The 15090-nt window shown below is 47.7% G+C and carries 15 protein-coding genes; 10 read left to right on the top strand and 5 right to left on the bottom strand.

Translation table 11 applies throughout. The annotated features are described in order from the left end of the window. Positions 1-13: 13 nt before the first annotated feature. Positions 14-847, top strand: a complete 834-nt coding sequence (locus TA_RS02550; protein WP_010900917.1) for a vWA domain-containing protein — start codon at positions 14-16, stop codon at positions 845-847. Between the two features lie 4 nt (positions 848-851). Beyond that, positions 852-1547 (top strand): hypothetical protein, encoded by a 696-nt coding sequence (locus TA_RS02545; protein ID WP_010900916.1) that lies wholly within the window; start codon positions 852-854, stop codon positions 1545-1547. Here the strand turns inward: TA_RS02545 and TA_RS02540 are convergent. The 3 genes from TA_RS02540 to pyrH form a co-directional block, all read right to left on the bottom strand. Then, complete coding sequence (locus TA_RS02540; RefSeq protein ID WP_010900915.1) at positions 1531-2760, bottom strand: protein kinase family protein; 1230 nt, start codon at positions 2758-2760, stop codon at positions 1531-1533. The two genes, TA_RS02545 and TA_RS02540, sit on opposite strands and share 17 nt — an antisense overlap. 32 nt (positions 2761-2792) lie before the next feature. Further along, positions 2793-3563: a nicotinamide mononucleotide deamidase-related protein gene (locus TA_RS02535; protein ID WP_010900914.1), complete on the bottom strand. Its 771-nt coding sequence runs from the start codon at positions 3561-3563 to the stop codon at positions 2793-2795. A gap of 73 nt (positions 3564-3636) precedes the next feature. After that, on the bottom strand, positions 3637-4326 hold the full coding sequence (gene pyrH, locus TA_RS02530) for a UMP kinase (protein ID WP_010900913.1): 690 nt from the start codon (positions 4324-4326) through the stop codon (positions 3637-3639). 134 nt (positions 4327-4460) lie between these two features. Here pyrH and TA_RS02525 point away from each other — a divergent pair, with 134 nt between their 5' ends. The 6 genes from TA_RS02525 (at position 4461) to TA_RS02505 (ending at position 10693) form a co-directional block, all read left to right on the top strand. Then, positions 4461-5087: a hypothetical protein gene (locus tag TA_RS02525; RefSeq protein ID WP_048161609.1), complete on the top strand. Its 627-nt coding sequence runs from the start codon at positions 4461-4463 to the stop codon at positions 5085-5087. Further along, positions 5084-6601: a glycosyltransferase family 2 protein gene (locus TA_RS02520; protein WP_048161607.1), complete on the top strand. Its 1518-nt coding sequence runs from the start codon at positions 5084-5086 to the stop codon at positions 6599-6601. Before TA_RS02525 ends, TA_RS02520 begins: the two co-directional genes overlap by 4 nt. Positions 6602-6937: 336 nt before the next feature. Then, complete coding sequence (locus TA_RS02515) at positions 6938-8026, top strand: M24 family metallopeptidase (protein WP_048161605.1); 1089 nt, start codon at positions 6938-6940, stop codon at positions 8024-8026. An 88-nt stretch (positions 8027-8114) separates the two neighbouring features. Next, positions 8115-8291, top strand: a complete 177-nt coding sequence (locus tag TA_RS08105) for a hypothetical protein (RefSeq protein ID WP_156778478.1) — start codon at positions 8115-8117, stop codon at positions 8289-8291. Further along, the gene (locus TA_RS02510; protein ID WP_010900909.1) at positions 8272-8622 is read left to right on the top strand and encodes a hypothetical protein; all 351 of its coding nucleotides are present in this window, start codon (positions 8272-8274) and stop codon (positions 8620-8622) included. The genes TA_RS08105 and TA_RS02510 overlap by 20 nt, the downstream gene beginning before the upstream one ends. A 106-nt stretch (positions 8623-8728) precedes the next feature. Next, a complete protein-coding gene (locus TA_RS02505; RefSeq protein ID WP_010900908.1) occupies positions 8729-10693 on the top strand; it encodes a bifunctional aldolase/short-chain dehydrogenase in 1965 nt (654 codons plus the stop codon). 39 nt (positions 10694-10732) lie between these two features. Here the strand turns inward: TA_RS02505 and TA_RS02500 are convergent, their stop codons facing one another. Beyond that, complete coding sequence (locus TA_RS02500) at positions 10733-11638, bottom strand: Rossmann-fold NAD(P)-binding domain-containing protein (RefSeq protein ID WP_156778477.1); 906 nt, start codon at positions 11636-11638, stop codon at positions 10733-10735. 85 nt (positions 11639-11723) lie between these two features. Between TA_RS02500 and TA_RS02495 the strand changes: the two genes are divergently transcribed. Next, on the top strand, positions 11724-12755 hold the full coding sequence (locus tag TA_RS02495) for an SIS domain-containing protein (protein ID WP_048162277.1): 1032 nt from the start codon (positions 11724-11726) through the stop codon (positions 12753-12755). Positions 12756-13102: 347 nt separating this feature from the next. After that, a complete protein-coding gene (locus TA_RS02490; protein WP_010900905.1) occupies positions 13103-14386 on the top strand; it encodes an NRAMP family divalent metal transporter in 1284 nt (427 codons plus the stop codon). Positions 14387-14398: 12 nt separating this feature from the next. Here TA_RS02490 and TA_RS02485 read toward each other — a convergent pair whose 3' ends face one another. Further along, entirely contained in the window at positions 14399-15088 is a 690-nt protein-coding gene (locus tag TA_RS02485) for a uracil-DNA glycosylase (protein ID WP_010900904.1), read from the bottom strand. Between the last annotated feature and the right edge of the window lie 2 nt (positions 15089-15090).

The following is a 15090-nucleotide window of genomic DNA, read 5'->3' as shown; positions in this document are numbered from 1 at the left end:
TTTATTTATACTAATGTATGACGCGGAGATAAGCAGGAGGAATCCGGGCCTCTTCATATTTCTGATCGATCAGTCCAGGTCGATGATAAGGAAGATGGCAGGCGGTAGCGAATCAAAGGCGAAGGAAGCGGCGGATGCCATCAACAGGCAGATAGGGGAACTCATAATGAGGTGCACTAAGAATGACGGTGTCCGTGATTATTTCTATGTTGGCGTTATAGGATATGGAGGAGAAAAGGGAAGGGCATCTTATCTGCTTGATGGTGAAGTTGTCCCGGTTTCCAGGCTCGCGGAGAATCCCCTCAGGACAGAAAAGAGAATGATGAAGGTACCTGACGGATCGGGCGGAACCGTTGATGTGGAGTATGAGTTTGGAGTCTGGTTCGAGCCAGTGGCCAACAGCGACACGCCCATGGTGAGGGCGATGAACATGGCCAAGGAGGCCATTGAGAGATGGATCGACGAACATCCCTCCTCTTATCCCCCGATACTGATAAATATAACCGATGGCCAGTCAACGGATGGCGATCCGTATCCCGTGGCCCAGTCCATAATGGAGATGGAAACTGAAGACGGAAACCCGCTCATATGGAACTGTCACGTTTCTACAGAAAACTCTGCCCCGCTGTCATTTCCGTATTCCGAGAATCAGCTACCCAATGATATGTATGCAAGATCCCTGTTCAAGATGTCCAGCGTGCTTCCAACCAAGTACATCAATTACGCCATAGAGACATTTCCAGACATAAGGGATGGTTCCAGGTCCTACGTTTTCAACGCACAGCTTGAACAGATGATAGAGTTCATAGACATAGGAACAAGGGGCGCAATAAGCTCGATGGAATGAACGGATGATAAGCGTATTCCACTATCATCAGCCCAAGATCGGGAACAGCGAGAGCGAATATGAGGACGCTTTCTCCTATGACGTTGAGAAGGGCCTGTTTGCAATGGCGGATGGATCTTCGGAATCCGTTTTTTCCAATGAATGGGCCAGATCCCTTGTCGACACATTTGTGGCTGGAAAATATGACATGAAGATAGACGACATGGTGGAAACTGCCGTCGGCATGTGGAGATCAAAGCTCCCATGGAACAACATGAAATGGTTCGTGAAGAACAAGATCGCCAGGGGATCGATGGCCACCTTTCTGGGCCTTGAGGTTCTGGACGGATCTTTCAGATCCGTTGCCGTTGGTGATACCTGCCTCTTCATAATCACGCCGGAGGGCATGAAGAGCTTTCCGGTCAAATATCCGTCTGAGTTTGGGAATACCCCAAAGCTAATCTGGACGGGCAATCCCCTCCTGCGCACCAGGCGATCCATAAAATGGGCAAACTACATGGAGGGCAGGATATCGGAAAGCGATCTTCTGATAATGGCAACCGATTCGCTCGCCCACTGGATGCTCAGCAGGGCAAAGCAGAGGCCGTGGCAGATCCTTATCGATCATTCCGAGAACGAGGGAGAATTCATAGGGAGCCTGATAAATTCCGGCGAGATGAAGAATGATGACGTTACCTTCGCGATCATCTCGCTGAAATAGCCTTGCGGAGGTCTATGCTTCCGTCGCCATCCGATTTCAAAGATTTAATGATCATTGAGGCAAGCCTCCAGGACTTTCCGCCCATGGCCTTTATGTATGCGAATACCTCGGATTTTTCAGGATCCAGAAAGTCCGCTTTCCTGAACAGCAGTGCGTCTGGATCGTCACCGTTGAACTTCCATGCCTCCGGCCTCAGCGATAGCACATACAGCGAGGTGTATATAACGAGTGCCGAGAAATCGTCCATGTTCTCCGAGAAATCGCCCGGCTTCCTGTCAGGCCTCTGAAAATTCTCGTGGCCGTTTTCATTCGATGGCATGTCCCTGAGGGCGGGCACGTACATGCCGTCATAATCCACAAATATCACCCTGCCGTTGCTGATCAGTATGTTATCGCATGATAGATCCCCATGCGCCATCCTGTTCCTCTTCAGATCCAGAACCATATTCATGAATTCTCCCGCGATCCTCCTTATCTCCTTTCCGTTGTCGATGTTCTTCTTAAGAAAGGTGTAGAGGGAATCACCGTCGACCCAGTCCATCTTCAGCACGGGATAGTAGGTCGTGGGATCCTTCATCGTCCTCACACCGTTCTCTATGTATTCGAAGCGAACCATGCACGGCACGTTTCGCCCCTGAAGATGGCGGCCTATCTCGAAGTATCGCCTGTGAAGATCCGATCCCTTCGTGAAGCACTTTATAGCATAGTAGGATCCGCCGTTCTCAAGCTTGAATATTATACCGTAGTTTCCTGAGGAATATATGGTGTTTCCGGCCATCTTAACATTTGGATTCCTTATTATCTTATAGCCGCTCAGATCCCCTGATAGGGAGTATGATGGATTCTGAAAGGCCTGTGCATAATCGAACTGGCTCGGCCATTTCTTGATTTCCCTGAATACCAGGTCTTGCCGATCCTTCTCATTGTTTTGCTGCTTCGTTTTCCCTTCAGGCTTCTCCTCAATATCCGGAGTTGTCTTGCCTTTAACCTCAGCGAACTCTCTGTATGACAGGAATATGTAGGCAAAAATGGCTGTGTCGATCACCAGGAGATAGAATATAACGTTCGTCGATGCAGCGATGACCAGAAGGTATGACTTAATATACACTAGAAAGGTGTAATCCGGTGCCACATAGGCGAAGAACACATACACCGCAGTAAACAGGGATATCACTGAACCGAAAAGTGCTGCGATCCTTATCTGCGGTTTCAAATCAGGGAATTAAGCCAGAATTGAATTTAAAATTATCGCTTAACGCTACCTCCCAGCTTGACAGCGTATTCCCCTGCACGTGCGATTGCATCTTCGATCTTCTTCCTGAGTGCGGCCTCATCCTCGCCGAAGCCAGATATCTCTATCTCTAGCTCTGGATTCTTCACCTCGACGTTTCTCGGATGGCTCTTGACGTATATGCCATCGAATTCCTTCATGATCCTGTCAACATATGGTGCGAAAGCACTCTCCATCACGTCGGCTATTATAACTGAGTCATCGTAGTAATGCGTGTCAGGGATGATTATATCTTTCTCCATCGCCTTCAGAAGGGCCTCCATTTCTTTCGGCACTCCAGGGAGGATTATGACCTTCTTGCCTCCCACGGCGCAGATCAAGCCAGGTGCCGTTCCCACCGGATTCTCAATCGGCCTGCAGCTTGGCGGTATTTTGGCCATCTTCAGCCTCTGCGGTGTCAGATCTGCCTGCCCGTATTTTTTCTTAATCATGGCTAGCGCGTCTTCATCAATCCTAAGATCCTGGCCTATGCACTTCGCAAAGCCCTCCACAGTCATGTCATCAAACGTTGGGCCCAGGCCTCCCGAAGATACGACAAGATCGGACACTTCAAGGGCAACCCTGAAGGCCCAGCCGATCTCGTCCAGATCGTCCATCACAACAAATCCGCGCCTCACCTGATACCCATGGTACGTGAGGAAGTTTCCTATGAATGCCGCATTTGTATTTACCGTCCTGCCCTTGAGTATTTCATTGCCTACAGTTATAACGCTGGCATTCTTCAAATGATCAACCTCAATATACGCATGATTTCATGGAGTTTAAGGCTACTCATGCTAAGGACATTACGATCAGGGTTCAGGATCTCTGATCATCGTCTATGAACGTTGATACAGCCCGATCTCCCTTCAGTATCTTTTCTAGATTGTCTATATCCCTTGACGTGACTATGACCCTTATCCTTGAACGCATTGCGATGGTCAGCGCAGTTATATCCATGAATACGTTCGGCCCGGCCCCAGCAGAGCTCTTGGTTGAGAGGGCTATGGCCTCCCTGTAGCCTATGCGATCGAACCTCTTTGCGTTTGCGAATCTGTGGGGATCCATATCATATACGCCGTCAACCGAAGTGACGTTTATCAGGGTTCTAGTGGCACTCCTCTCACAGAGGAGAGCAGCCACTGTGTCTGTGGTGTGGCCGGGTTCCGTGCCACCCATGACAACGAAACGATAGGTGTTCATGAGGTTGACTGCATCCTCCACCGTGAACGGTATTGTAGGATTGGAACCAGGGATCAGGCTTGCCATGGAAAGGGCATTCATCCTTGTGGCGTATATGCCGATCTCGTCGAGAACGTTTTCATTCACATTCAGCTTTCTCAAGACGGATATGTAGGATCTTGCAGTTCTTCCACCGCCGGTTACGATGCCAACTCTTCTGTATTTCGAAGCTTCCAGAATCCTGGCAAAGCTCTTCATGTAATCAGCGTCTATCGGATCGCCCGATATAACAGACCCTCCAAGAGAGATCACTATGGATTCGTTCACTTTGATCCCATGGTGATGAAATACTGATTAAAATATAATCGCTGCCTATGTTCCCATGGATCGTAATCCATGAAGGAAATTTGTTCGATACGCAGAAACCATTAAAATGCGCAATTCTGTCTGAATTTCAAAGCATGGTTTCCGAAAGTGATGGGCCGTCCAGCAGTAAAACAGGTGGCATCAGTAGCAGTATGACTCATCCGCTGGACATGCTGGGGGACACCTACGGAATATTCGATCTGATGATGGATACGAGCAGTATCAAGCCCATACTCACCGAGATACTGTGCTCCAGCGATCACTGGAGGCGGAATGGAAGACATCCTGTGGTTCTATCGACTTTTCCATTTTCCGCTATTGCCAGGGAAATAAACGCATCCTGTTCTGAAGCGCTGTTCTATGAAATAGCCAACGTGGAACGCATGATCGTGGGAGATTCCAGGCATGCAATGAACCTCGGGGATCAGCTTGCGTTTGAGATCTTCTCAACGGTTATGATGATCAGCGATCTTGATATATTTCTGCTGGGCGCATCCAATCTTTACCTATCGGATAGAAGGGGATTCAATAGGGATCTTACGGATGTTTTTTGGAGTTCCTTCATCTCTTCACTGCTGATGCGCAACGACAGGAACCGGCTCTTTATTTTAATAAAAGGAGGCCTGAAGTACGTCAGCGATCTTCTATCCGAATACATCGTTGCGAGGATCAGCATGGAGCTTTCGGATCAAACGATAAGGATCAGGTTGATATATTTATGAGGCTGAACTTCCAGGTCATCTTCTTCATTATTTTCTTTGTCTCGCCTGCCATCTTCGCCTATTTCACATCGAGCAGCGTATTTGTCATGCCTCTGGTTTACGTCTTCTGGCTCCTCCTCGCCGTTTCGCTGGCCACTGTGATAATCTTTCAGTGGCAGATGTTCAAGGCTGACAGGTATACGGCAAAATTGATCCACAGAAGTGCTGGGTCCAGGCTGATCAGCTTCGTTGTAAGCTACAACGAGAACGTGGAAATGGTTAAGAAGACCCTGATTGCTGTCAAAAAGGCCAATATCTTCGGCGAAACCTGGCTTCTTGATGATTCAAATGATCCGAAGATAGTATCTGGCCTCGCTGAGGTATGTGAGGAACTTGGCATAAAATTCGTTCACAGGAACAACAGGAGAGGATTCAAGGCAGGCGCTATAAACGATGCCCTGAAACGGGTTGATGATTCTTATGAGTTCATGGCGGTGTTTGACAGCGATCAGAGGCCTACTCCACGGTTCTTCAACGGTGTTTTCAGCTATTTCGACCGTAAAATGGTGGCCGTGGTCCAGATGCCTCAAACATACACAGCTATCTCCACGGCCATAAGCGAATCCGCCTTCTTTCAGCAGGAGGTTTTCCTGAGGAAGATTATGCGGGCCAGGAACGGAAGATCGGCATTCATTCTTGGGTCTGGATTCGTTGCGAGAATCTCTGCAATAAGGTCGGTTGGAGGTTTTCGAGAAGACGTAGTTACTGAAGATCTGGCCACATCCATACTCCTGCAGAGCCTCGGGTGGGAGATAGTTTACGTTGATTCAACAGACATCTGGTATGGTAGGCCGCCTGAAACCATAAGCGCGTATCTTACGCAGCAGGGCAGGTGGTCCCTTGGCGGGTTTCAAGCGCTAAGCATTATTCTCGGACTCAAGCTAAAGCTCTCGGTATACGCAGAGTACATGGCCGGATGGCTATACTGGATCTGGGTTGGCCCGATACGCCTTGTCTCCATAATCATACTAATTCTCTTCCTGGACTTCAGGTTGATAACCGTGATGATAAATCCTGTATTCTTCGTATTTTTCTACTTCCCATACTTTATTTACTCTATGCTTTTTTACCATTACACCGCTTCCGATGGCCTAATGAACTATGGCATTAGAGGGTTTTTCCTGCACCAGGGGGCTGAGCTGCTTCTCATGTTCACCGTGACCTCGTCCTTCATCTCCTGGATCCTGAGAAGAAGAAAACCATTCAAAGTTACGCCAAAGGGTGTCAGAGGATCATACTCATTCTGGCAGGCAATGCCAATGATATCCATTGAACTGCTGATGACCAGTACGGTCTCTGCTGGACTTGTATGGATCAGGGAGACAGCCTCAAGGCTTATGCAGCTGGCCATAGCAGTGAACATATTTTTTGCACTCTATCTGATTCCGTTCATGATAGCGGCCAGCGTCATATTATTCACGAGCAACTACAATGGAGAGAAGAATGAAATTTCTCTCCACAGGATCAATACCTAGGATCTGTATGCACCGTGCACGCATATGATACATAATACATAACCAATGCTTCTCTAATCGGGATGCTATGCGGGTTCTGGAGATCAAAATTATTCTTCCTTCAATTCAAGCAGCATCACGATGATGCTGAAACCTGAGGGATGCGGGGGCCAGTGTTGATAAAGAAAAATCGCATTCATCCAAGAGGTATGAATTAATTAATGTGGGAAATTAAGAAATAAATGACGGGAAACATGGAGGCATAAGGGACGATCGCCTGTCGTTATTCTAAAAAAGCACGGAAAAGGTGCAAAAACATTGATATATGGTATGAAACTTTTTGAAACAGCGACATAAATGAGATTTCCTGAGGAAGTTCTGAAGGAGAGGTATTTACGCGTGCAGGAAAAAATCATAGAAAAAGGCCTGGACGCTGCAGTAATAAGAACAATGTCAACGTTCATCTATATTACAGGTATAAAATGGCTTCGACCGAGTCTAATAATCCCGGCGGAGGGAGATCCAACCGTTCTCCTGGCAGATGGTGAAGAAGATGGCTTCAGGGAGATGGCATGGATCAAGAACGTTCTCAGTTACTCCGATGGCAGCCAGCTCATGGGTGAAGTAGTAAAGTATCTGAAAGATCTGAATGCAAAGAAAGTAGGAATGGAGTACGCTGTAGAGCGTGATGCCTTCATCTTCTTCTATGATCTATTCAAGAAATTAAACAGAAACGTTGAAGTCGTCGACATAACGGATATTCTTGACGACATCAAAGTCATAAAGGACAGATATGAGATAGATTACATCATGAAGGCAGGGGAAGTAACAAGAAAAGTTGCCGCTGCACTTGCAGATCTTGTCAGAGAAGGTATGAAGGAAACTGACATAGCCGCCGAGGCATACTACATGTTATACAAGGCAGGTTCTGAAGAGCCGCTTATATATATCAATGCCGGTCCTAATCCGAGAGTCCATTCTGAACCGCTTTCTACCGTAACGATTAGGAATAACAGCATAGTTACAATCACATTGGACGCAGATTTTTCCAGATATTACGTTAACAAAAGCCTGACGATCCCGATCGGCAATCCTGGAGATACCGCTCTAAATGCGATAAAATGCATGGACGAAGCACAAAAAGTGGCTGTTGAGAATACAAGACCAGGAACAAAATTCATCGAAGTAATGGAAAAACTTGATGAAACATATAAAAAATACGATATGCTAAGGTATAGAGTGATAGGATACGCGCATTCCGTGGGCCTTAAACCAGAGGAAATGCCTATAACCACTATCGTTCCTAAGGACAGATTTGTGGAAGTTAAACCATACATGGTACTTGCGCTTGGCCATGCTCCCCTGATGATACCTGGGATCGGATCTGTAAAAATAGAGGAAACCTATGTGGTCGACCCAAGTGGAAACCTCATAAGATGCACATAAGAATTGTAAGAATTTGGCGTTGATTCAGTATTTTTTCCTTGATGTAAAAATTCATCACCGTTATATATAATGATTGTATATTTCAATCATGGTAGAAGAATCTCTGATCGAAAGTTTTGTAAGGGCCTTAGAGGGGACAAAGGGAACAGTCGAATTCTCGTTCGATAATTTAAGCATAAAACTGCCAGGAATGAACGCAAACGTACTGATAAATGGAAAAGTGAATGTAACGGCAATCCCTGTAAATGAAAAAACCAAGCAATGATCAGGATACAGCTCCAGATAAATGTGCCTTGCTATCTGGAACCGTGCATATAAGGATAGATAATTATGAACTGGCAGAGATCAGCATATCGAATAATCATCTAAAGGTTACCTTGAAAGATGCAGAAACCGTGAAAGGCCTTTCCGAAAAAATACACGGTACACTTAAAATGATCAAAATCATTCGTGAACTGTCCTATTCGATGACAAGAAAAGGCATAAAGGTAGAAATCTATGATTCGGACAATATGATTCTTTCCATGGGAGCCGGTGTCCATTCTTTACTTGGAAACTTCGAAATCAAACCTACGAGGATCAGGAAATATCTTTAAGCTAGATATGGTCTGTTCGTAATCATTTTGTTGAGGGGTCACAATCATCTCCTGGAAACCAGCCAGATCCATGCAAGATTTAAAAGATAAACAGTGATACTTGTCCATGCAGAATAGATGGGCAGAGACAAAGTTTGACAGTGATATTGATGAGGTGGTATACGGATCAAGGCTCATAGGTAGCGATCCGGATCTTGTCCTCCACGGTGGGGGAAATACCTCTGTCAAGACAACTGAGAGGGATCATGCCGGCAGAATCATTAGCGTTCTCCGGGTCAAAAACAGCGGTTCGAACCTTGGGACGATAGACAGCAGGGGTTTCACAGGTATAAGGATGGATGACGCTCTTGCGGCCGCAAAGATTGACAAAATGACCGATGAAGCCATGGTGGATTACCTGAAGAAAAGCATGGTTAACCCATCGGAGCCATCACCATCTGTGGAAACCTTTCTGCATGCTTTTTTGCCATACAAGTTTGTCATGCACTCCCACGCCGATGCTATACTTTCAATAACCAACACGGATCTTCCTTCTGATCAGATCGCGAAAATACTCGGCAATGTCGTGGTTCTGCCTTACATACCTCCTGGTTTTACGCTTGCAAAGGAGGTCATGAACTGCTTCAAGAAGGGCATTGACGGCATAGTGCTGAGAAAGCACGGCCTTCTTACCTTCGGCGATACGGGAAAGGAGGCCTACGATAGGCACATAAACATCGTAAGCAGAGCCGAGAATTTCATCAGGGAAAAGACGGACGGAAAATTCTTTAAAGAAGAAATCCCAGCCGTTGAATACAAGAAGATCGCTGAATACATTCCTGTCATAAGGGGTGCGGTATCAAAGAAGAAAAAGAAGATCCTTTACATAGATACGTCCGATGAGGCCAGCCGGATAGCCAGAACGGAAAAGACAAGGGAGATGTGCTCATACGGGCCGGCCACACCTGACATGCTCATCAGGACAAAGTACGACTTTCTCTATCTTGACGATCCATCGAAGGCCGGCGAATACATAGAGAAATTTGCATCGAAATACGCTGAGGAATACGCTGAATACGTAAAGGACTTCGCCATGCACGATCCATATCCTGCGGTTATGGTCATCAGGGGCTTCGGTATAATAACGGCAGGTACAAGCTACAGAGAAGCGAAGATCATCGACGATCTTGCCATACACAGCTTCAGGGTAAACGCAAACGCAGAACAGATATCCAGGCATGAGTTCATATCGAAGCGGGAGGCCTATGCTATGGAGTACTGGCCACTGGAAGAGGCCAAGCTGAAGAAGACCACACACAAGTTCCTTCTTGGATCCATAGGCCTTGTAACCGGCGCAGCCAGTGGAATTGGACTCGAAGCCATGAAGAAGCTTGCCGAGAACGAGTGCACAGTTATCGGATGCGATATTGATCCTTCGATAACCGACCGCTGCAGGGAGGTTGAGGAACAGTATGGAGTCAGGGCGATACCCTTTGTCGTGGATCTATCCTCGGAATCCCAGATCCTGGATATGTTCGGACAGTTTGTGCGTGAGGTTGGCGGCCTGGACATACTGTTCAACAATGCGGGCATACTCAAGAGTTCAAAGATAGTTGAAACAAGCGTAGAGGATCTGGACAGGCATTATGCCATAATAGGAAGGGCTTCATTCATAACCTCCCGTGAAGCAATGAAGATAATGATCTCACAGGGCATAGGCGGAAACATAGTTTACAACATATCAAAGAACCTGACGCATCCTGGGCCGGAGATGGTATCATACGGATCGGCAAAGGCGTTCGCTGCACAGGTATGCCACTATGTTGCAAAGGAAGGCGGCCGATACGGCATAAGAGCCAACATAATAAATCCCGACAAGATATTCAGGGGTTCCAAGATATGGGAGAATGGCGTGCTCGAGGCCAGGGCAAAGGCAAAGGGCCAGACCGTTGAAGAGTACGTGACCGGAAACCTCCTTAGGAGGGAGGTTTTGCCATCGCATGTCGCGAACATGCTCCTTGCCATGGTGAACGAAGATATCTTCGGAGCTACCACCGATGCCATGGTTCCGGTGGACGGTGGCATCCTCTGAATTTCATTTTTTTATTTCGTGTTCCAAGCGCTCGCCCGTTCATGCGATGCCCAGATTGCGCAGGACTCTGTATGCCGTTGCTATATCCTCCAGGCCGATGCCCATCGATTTGAACACCGTCCTCCTTAGGCCAGAGAACTCGCCATACCTTCCTGCTATTTCCCTCAGCTCCACTGGTTTTCCTCCAAACTTCACGTATTCGGATATTTCGGCGCTCTCTACCATTGACTGATCGTAGTGCTCCGTGACGACCAGGTCCGCATCATGAAGAACCTCATACTCCGCCTCTCTCCTGTTCATGTAGTTTGATCCGGCGAGGTTCACATGGTATTCATCGCCCAAGTATTTTCTCAATATCACGGGCGACGTGCTGTTTGTGATGGATGACACGGTATCCGCGTCAGATAGAGCTGCCTCTGCATTGTCAACAGGCCTTATATCTACTCCGAATTGCTTTGACATGCGTGAGGCAAAATCCTTCGCATGATCGTAGTTGCGTGAGTATACTCTTATGGACTGCGGATGTGAAACCGTGATCATGCCCTCAAGCTGTGTCTCGGCCTGAAAGCCAGATCCTATGATCGTGAAGTTCTCCACGTGTGGATGCAGAATGCTAGTTGCATACGCGGTGACGGCTCCGGTTCTCATCTGGCCGAGCCTGTTCGCCTCCACGATTGCGATCAGGTCATTGTTCCTTGAATCGAACAGAGTTACCACAAATCTTGCCCCGTTTCTGGAGGCAGAATATGTCTTGTGCCCCAGGATGTGGTATTTTTCCATCGATGCCGGCATGGTGTTGAGCACAGAACCCTCGGAGAACGTCCTGACCCTTGTATTGGAAGATGCCCTGCCAGCCCTGTATTCTTCAAATGCCTCTCTTATTGCATCGATCGTATCCTTCATGGTCAAGTTTGAGCGGACCTCTTCCTCATTTATATAATACATACCATCATAATGCATCATAACGATTAATCAGTTGCGATCTGAAATTTTTGCCAATTTTTATTAATTAATAATAAATATGGCAGATATGACCGATCAGCTACCGGAAGTCAGGAAATCACATCCTTACGTGATGTACGAGATGATGAAAGACATACCGAACGGCATTGACAGAACCCTCTCCTCAATGCAGAATGCGGATCTATCGTTTATTGGCGATGATCTGATCTTTCTTGGAAACGGGACAGCCTACCATTCGGCATACGTTGGCAGCCAGATACTGGACCGGGTTTCAAAGAGGCATGCGGTTGTGCAGGCCTATGAATACCTGAATTACATGCAATCCAATGCAGCCACCATTGCCATATCGCATACGGGAAAGACCAAGAGCACCGTCGATGCCGTCATCAAGGCAAGGAAGACGGCCAAGACCGCCGGAATAACCCACTATGCTGATTCGCCTCTTTACAATTCGGTGGATTATCCCATTGCCATAGCGGATGAGGACAAATCCCTCTGCAATACGAAGGCCTTCTTCAACAATGCCTTCGCCTCGCTCTACATTGCGGATTATTACGGGAATCTCTCCTACGATATGAAGAATCTGAGATCCGAGATAGCAAAGCATGTTGGGAAGGATGATCCGGAGATGAGATCCGCTGCCGAGGAACTTGACCAGATAGATGACATCTTCGTGCTTGGTTCTGGCTTCAATTTCCCCGTTGCCAGGGAGGCCGCACAGAAGATCAAGGAGGCGACGCACATCCACGCGGAGGGCATCGAATTCGAAGAGTTCAACCATGGATGCACCGCCGTGATGGATGAGAACACCCTTGTAATACTCATAGAGGGCGAGAAGGACAGGGCAAGGGGAGATCAGATAGCGAGAGCATCCCGCTACGTCGGATCGAAGACCCTTGCTATCAACGGTGTTGGGGACATAAGCGTCTACAACGATCCGCAGGATGACCTGTCCGCAGCATTCCTGAACACGCTTGACCTGTACTACCTTGCCTACTATCTGGCAGTGCGCAGAAACATAAACCCGGACATGCTGAGGTTCGAGGACAGGAGATACAGGGACTACGACAGCGTCGTCTTTCCTCCAGGAGAACACTGAATCCGTAGGGATATCGTTTATTGAAGCATCGGATCCTGACCATTCGAGGATGAAAATCCGTCCGTACGGATGTATTTCACAGAAACTCGGTGCAGCGATACAAATACGTGTGATTCAATCACGATGAAGCATACGTCGTCTCTGCGGCTTGTTTAGGATTGCGATCGCATCGCATATCAGGATCAATTGAATTTCCAATTTCGGAAAAGCTCGTATATGCTGTCAAAAGTTGAGTTTTCTGTGCCTCAGAATAATTAATAACGTTTCCATAAATTTTCCATTTTCGCAGTCTGTACGAGATATTTATATATCCGTTGGCAATGTAAGGTTATCCTTACGGTGCTAGAATGAACATTGAAATAGCGAAGCCGGCGAACATCCACAGGATACTGTCCAGAATCGGGCCAGCATGGATAGTCATGATGGCCGATGTTGACGTTGCAAGCGTCATAACTGGGCTTCAGTCTGGCGCCGCATTCGGCTACAGGATGATCTTCATCATGATCATACTGATACCCCCGCTCTTCATAGTCCAGAACGCAGCCGGCTACCTTGGCATATTCTCCGGCATGGGAATGGGCGAGGCCGTTAGGACAAGATACGGAAAGAAGCTTGCCATGCTGGTAGCAGTGCCCATGGCCTCTACCGATGTTCTTTCGTACATAGCGGAATACAGCGGTATGGCCATCGGCCTATCGCTGATCGGCATCCCGCCGATAATCTCAATACCAATCATATTCGCCATCCACAATGGGATAATAATGGCCGGCAGGTACCACAGGATAGAACGTGTTCTCCTTCTGATCTCGCTCGTGCTTGTTATATCCATAGTATCCAGCGCGGTCATGATGAGGCCTTCGCTGATCGATATAGTGCGCATAGGCCTCAATCCGCTGCAGCCATACACGAACAGGCAGTACGAAACGCTGCTGATAGCAAATATAGGCGCCGTCATAATGCCATTCATGATATTCTACCAGGCAGGCGCCAGCGTCCAGAAACACATGATAAAGGAGGATATCAGGATAAGCAGGAACGAAACTGCGGTAGGTTCCATCGTGAGCGAGATCCTCATGGTTATGACCGTTATAGCAGGAACATTCATAGGTGGATATGCCACTGATCCCGCGCTTCTGGATCGGGCGCTGAAACCGTTTGGCAGCCTTGCTCCATATATAATGGCAGCTGGTTTCTTCACTGCCGGTTTCCTAGCGCTCATCGTAATCTCGCTGGCATCGACATGGGGTATCGCTGAGGCACTCGGATGGAAATTCCACAGGCACGGAAGATACCTGATAAGGAAGGGGGATCTGAGCGAACCGGAAATGGAATCGGCCAGAAAGAACATGATATCCGACAGAAGAAAGTTTCTGATACTATACATGACTGAAAGCATACCGGCTGCAGTGATAGCCATCCTGGCCTCATCCTATCTTCTCTCGCTTGTCATCGATCTGATGATAGTCTTCGTCATAGTTCTGGCACCAGTGGGACTGCTCCTGGGCCTTTTGGTATCCGATGCCAGGGTTATGAAGGGGAACCCGATGAAGAAATGGTACATGGCCATATACTGGATAACACTGGCAATAATAGAATCCGCTGGGGTTTACAGCCTCATAATGTCCATGTGAAGGTATTGGCAATTACTCCAGCGCCATCTCCTTCACTTTTTTGAGAAGATCAACGAAGTCGCTTCTCTTCAGCTTTCCCGTGTTCACGTTCCTCGGGCTCGGATGGTATGAGCACACCACCCTGATGCCGTTCATACTGTAAACGGCGCCATGCACAAATCTGTACCTCGATCTCGGCTCCGCGGGATCGGCAATCAGGCGAACAACTGCCTGCAGAGCAATCTGCCCCAGGACAAGTATGACCTTAAGGTTCTTCATGAAACCGATCTCCGATCGAAGGTAGACAGAGCAGTTCTCGATCTCTTCCGGCAGTGGCTTGTTGTCTGGCGGTACGCACTTGACTGCTGCGGTAATGTAAGCATCGTAATATATGAGGCCATCATCCCTTCTTTCCGATGTTGGCTGATTTGTTATACCGGCTTCATGCAGGCAAGACACGAGAAAATCAGAGCTCTTATCGCCGGTGAACACCCTTCCGGTTCTATTTCCACCTGATGCCGCAGGAGCAAGACCAACTATGAGCAGACGACCATTTATATCGCCGTATCCCGGAACTGGCCTTGCCCAGTAGGTCTCGCCCCTGAAACGCTTATCCCTTCCAACAACCGCTTTTCTGAATTCCACAAGCCTGGGGCATCTTTCGCAAGCTATGAGGCGATCGTTCATCTCCCTGATGTCTGCCCACCGATCCTCGCCCTGCATGA

The organism is Thermoplasma acidophilum DSM 1728 (assembly GCF_000195915.1).
Lineage (GTDB): Archaea > Thermoplasmatota > Thermoplasmata > Thermoplasmatales > Thermoplasmataceae > Thermoplasma > Thermoplasma acidophilum.
Note: the sequence above shows the minus strand (reverse complement) of the source record. Positions and strands in the feature narration are given on the sequence as shown.

Coding starts and splice junctions, on each gene's coding strand:
- TA_RS02510 (WP_010900909.1), top strand. CDS start 8,272: ATGAAAAAACCAAGCAATGATCAGGATACAGCTCCAGATAAATGTGCC.
- TA_RS02550 (WP_010900917.1), top strand. CDS start 14: ATGTATGACGCGGAGATAAGCAGGAGGAATCCGGGCCTCTTCATATTT.
- TA_RS02490 (WP_010900905.1), top strand. CDS start 13,103: ATGAACATTGAAATAGCGAAGCCGGCGAACATCCACAGGATACTGTCC.
- TA_RS02485 (WP_010900904.1), bottom strand. CDS start 15,088: ATGCAGGGCGAGGATCGGTGGGCAGACATCAGGGAGATGAACGATCGC.
- TA_RS02500 (WP_156778477.1), bottom strand. CDS start 11,638: ATGTATTATATAAATGAGGAAGAGGTCCGCTCAAACTTGACCATGAAG.
- TA_RS02495 (WP_048162277.1), top strand. CDS start 11,724: ATGACCGATCAGCTACCGGAAGTCAGGAAATCACATCCTTACGTGATG.
- TA_RS02505 (WP_010900908.1), top strand. CDS start 8,729: ATGCAGAATAGATGGGCAGAGACAAAGTTTGACAGTGATATTGATGAG.
- TA_RS02545 (WP_010900916.1), top strand. CDS start 852: ATGATAAGCGTATTCCACTATCATCAGCCCAAGATCGGGAACAGCGAG.
- TA_RS08105 (WP_156778478.1), top strand. CDS start 8,115: ATGGTAGAAGAATCTCTGATCGAAAGTTTTGTAAGGGCCTTAGAGGGG.
- TA_RS02520 (WP_048161607.1), top strand. CDS start 5,084: ATGAGGCTGAACTTCCAGGTCATCTTCTTCATTATTTTCTTTGTCTCG.
- TA_RS02515 (WP_048161605.1), top strand. CDS start 6,938: ATGAGATTTCCTGAGGAAGTTCTGAAGGAGAGGTATTTACGCGTGCAG.
- TA_RS02525 (WP_048161609.1), top strand. CDS start 4,461: ATGGTTTCCGAAAGTGATGGGCCGTCCAGCAGTAAAACAGGTGGCATC.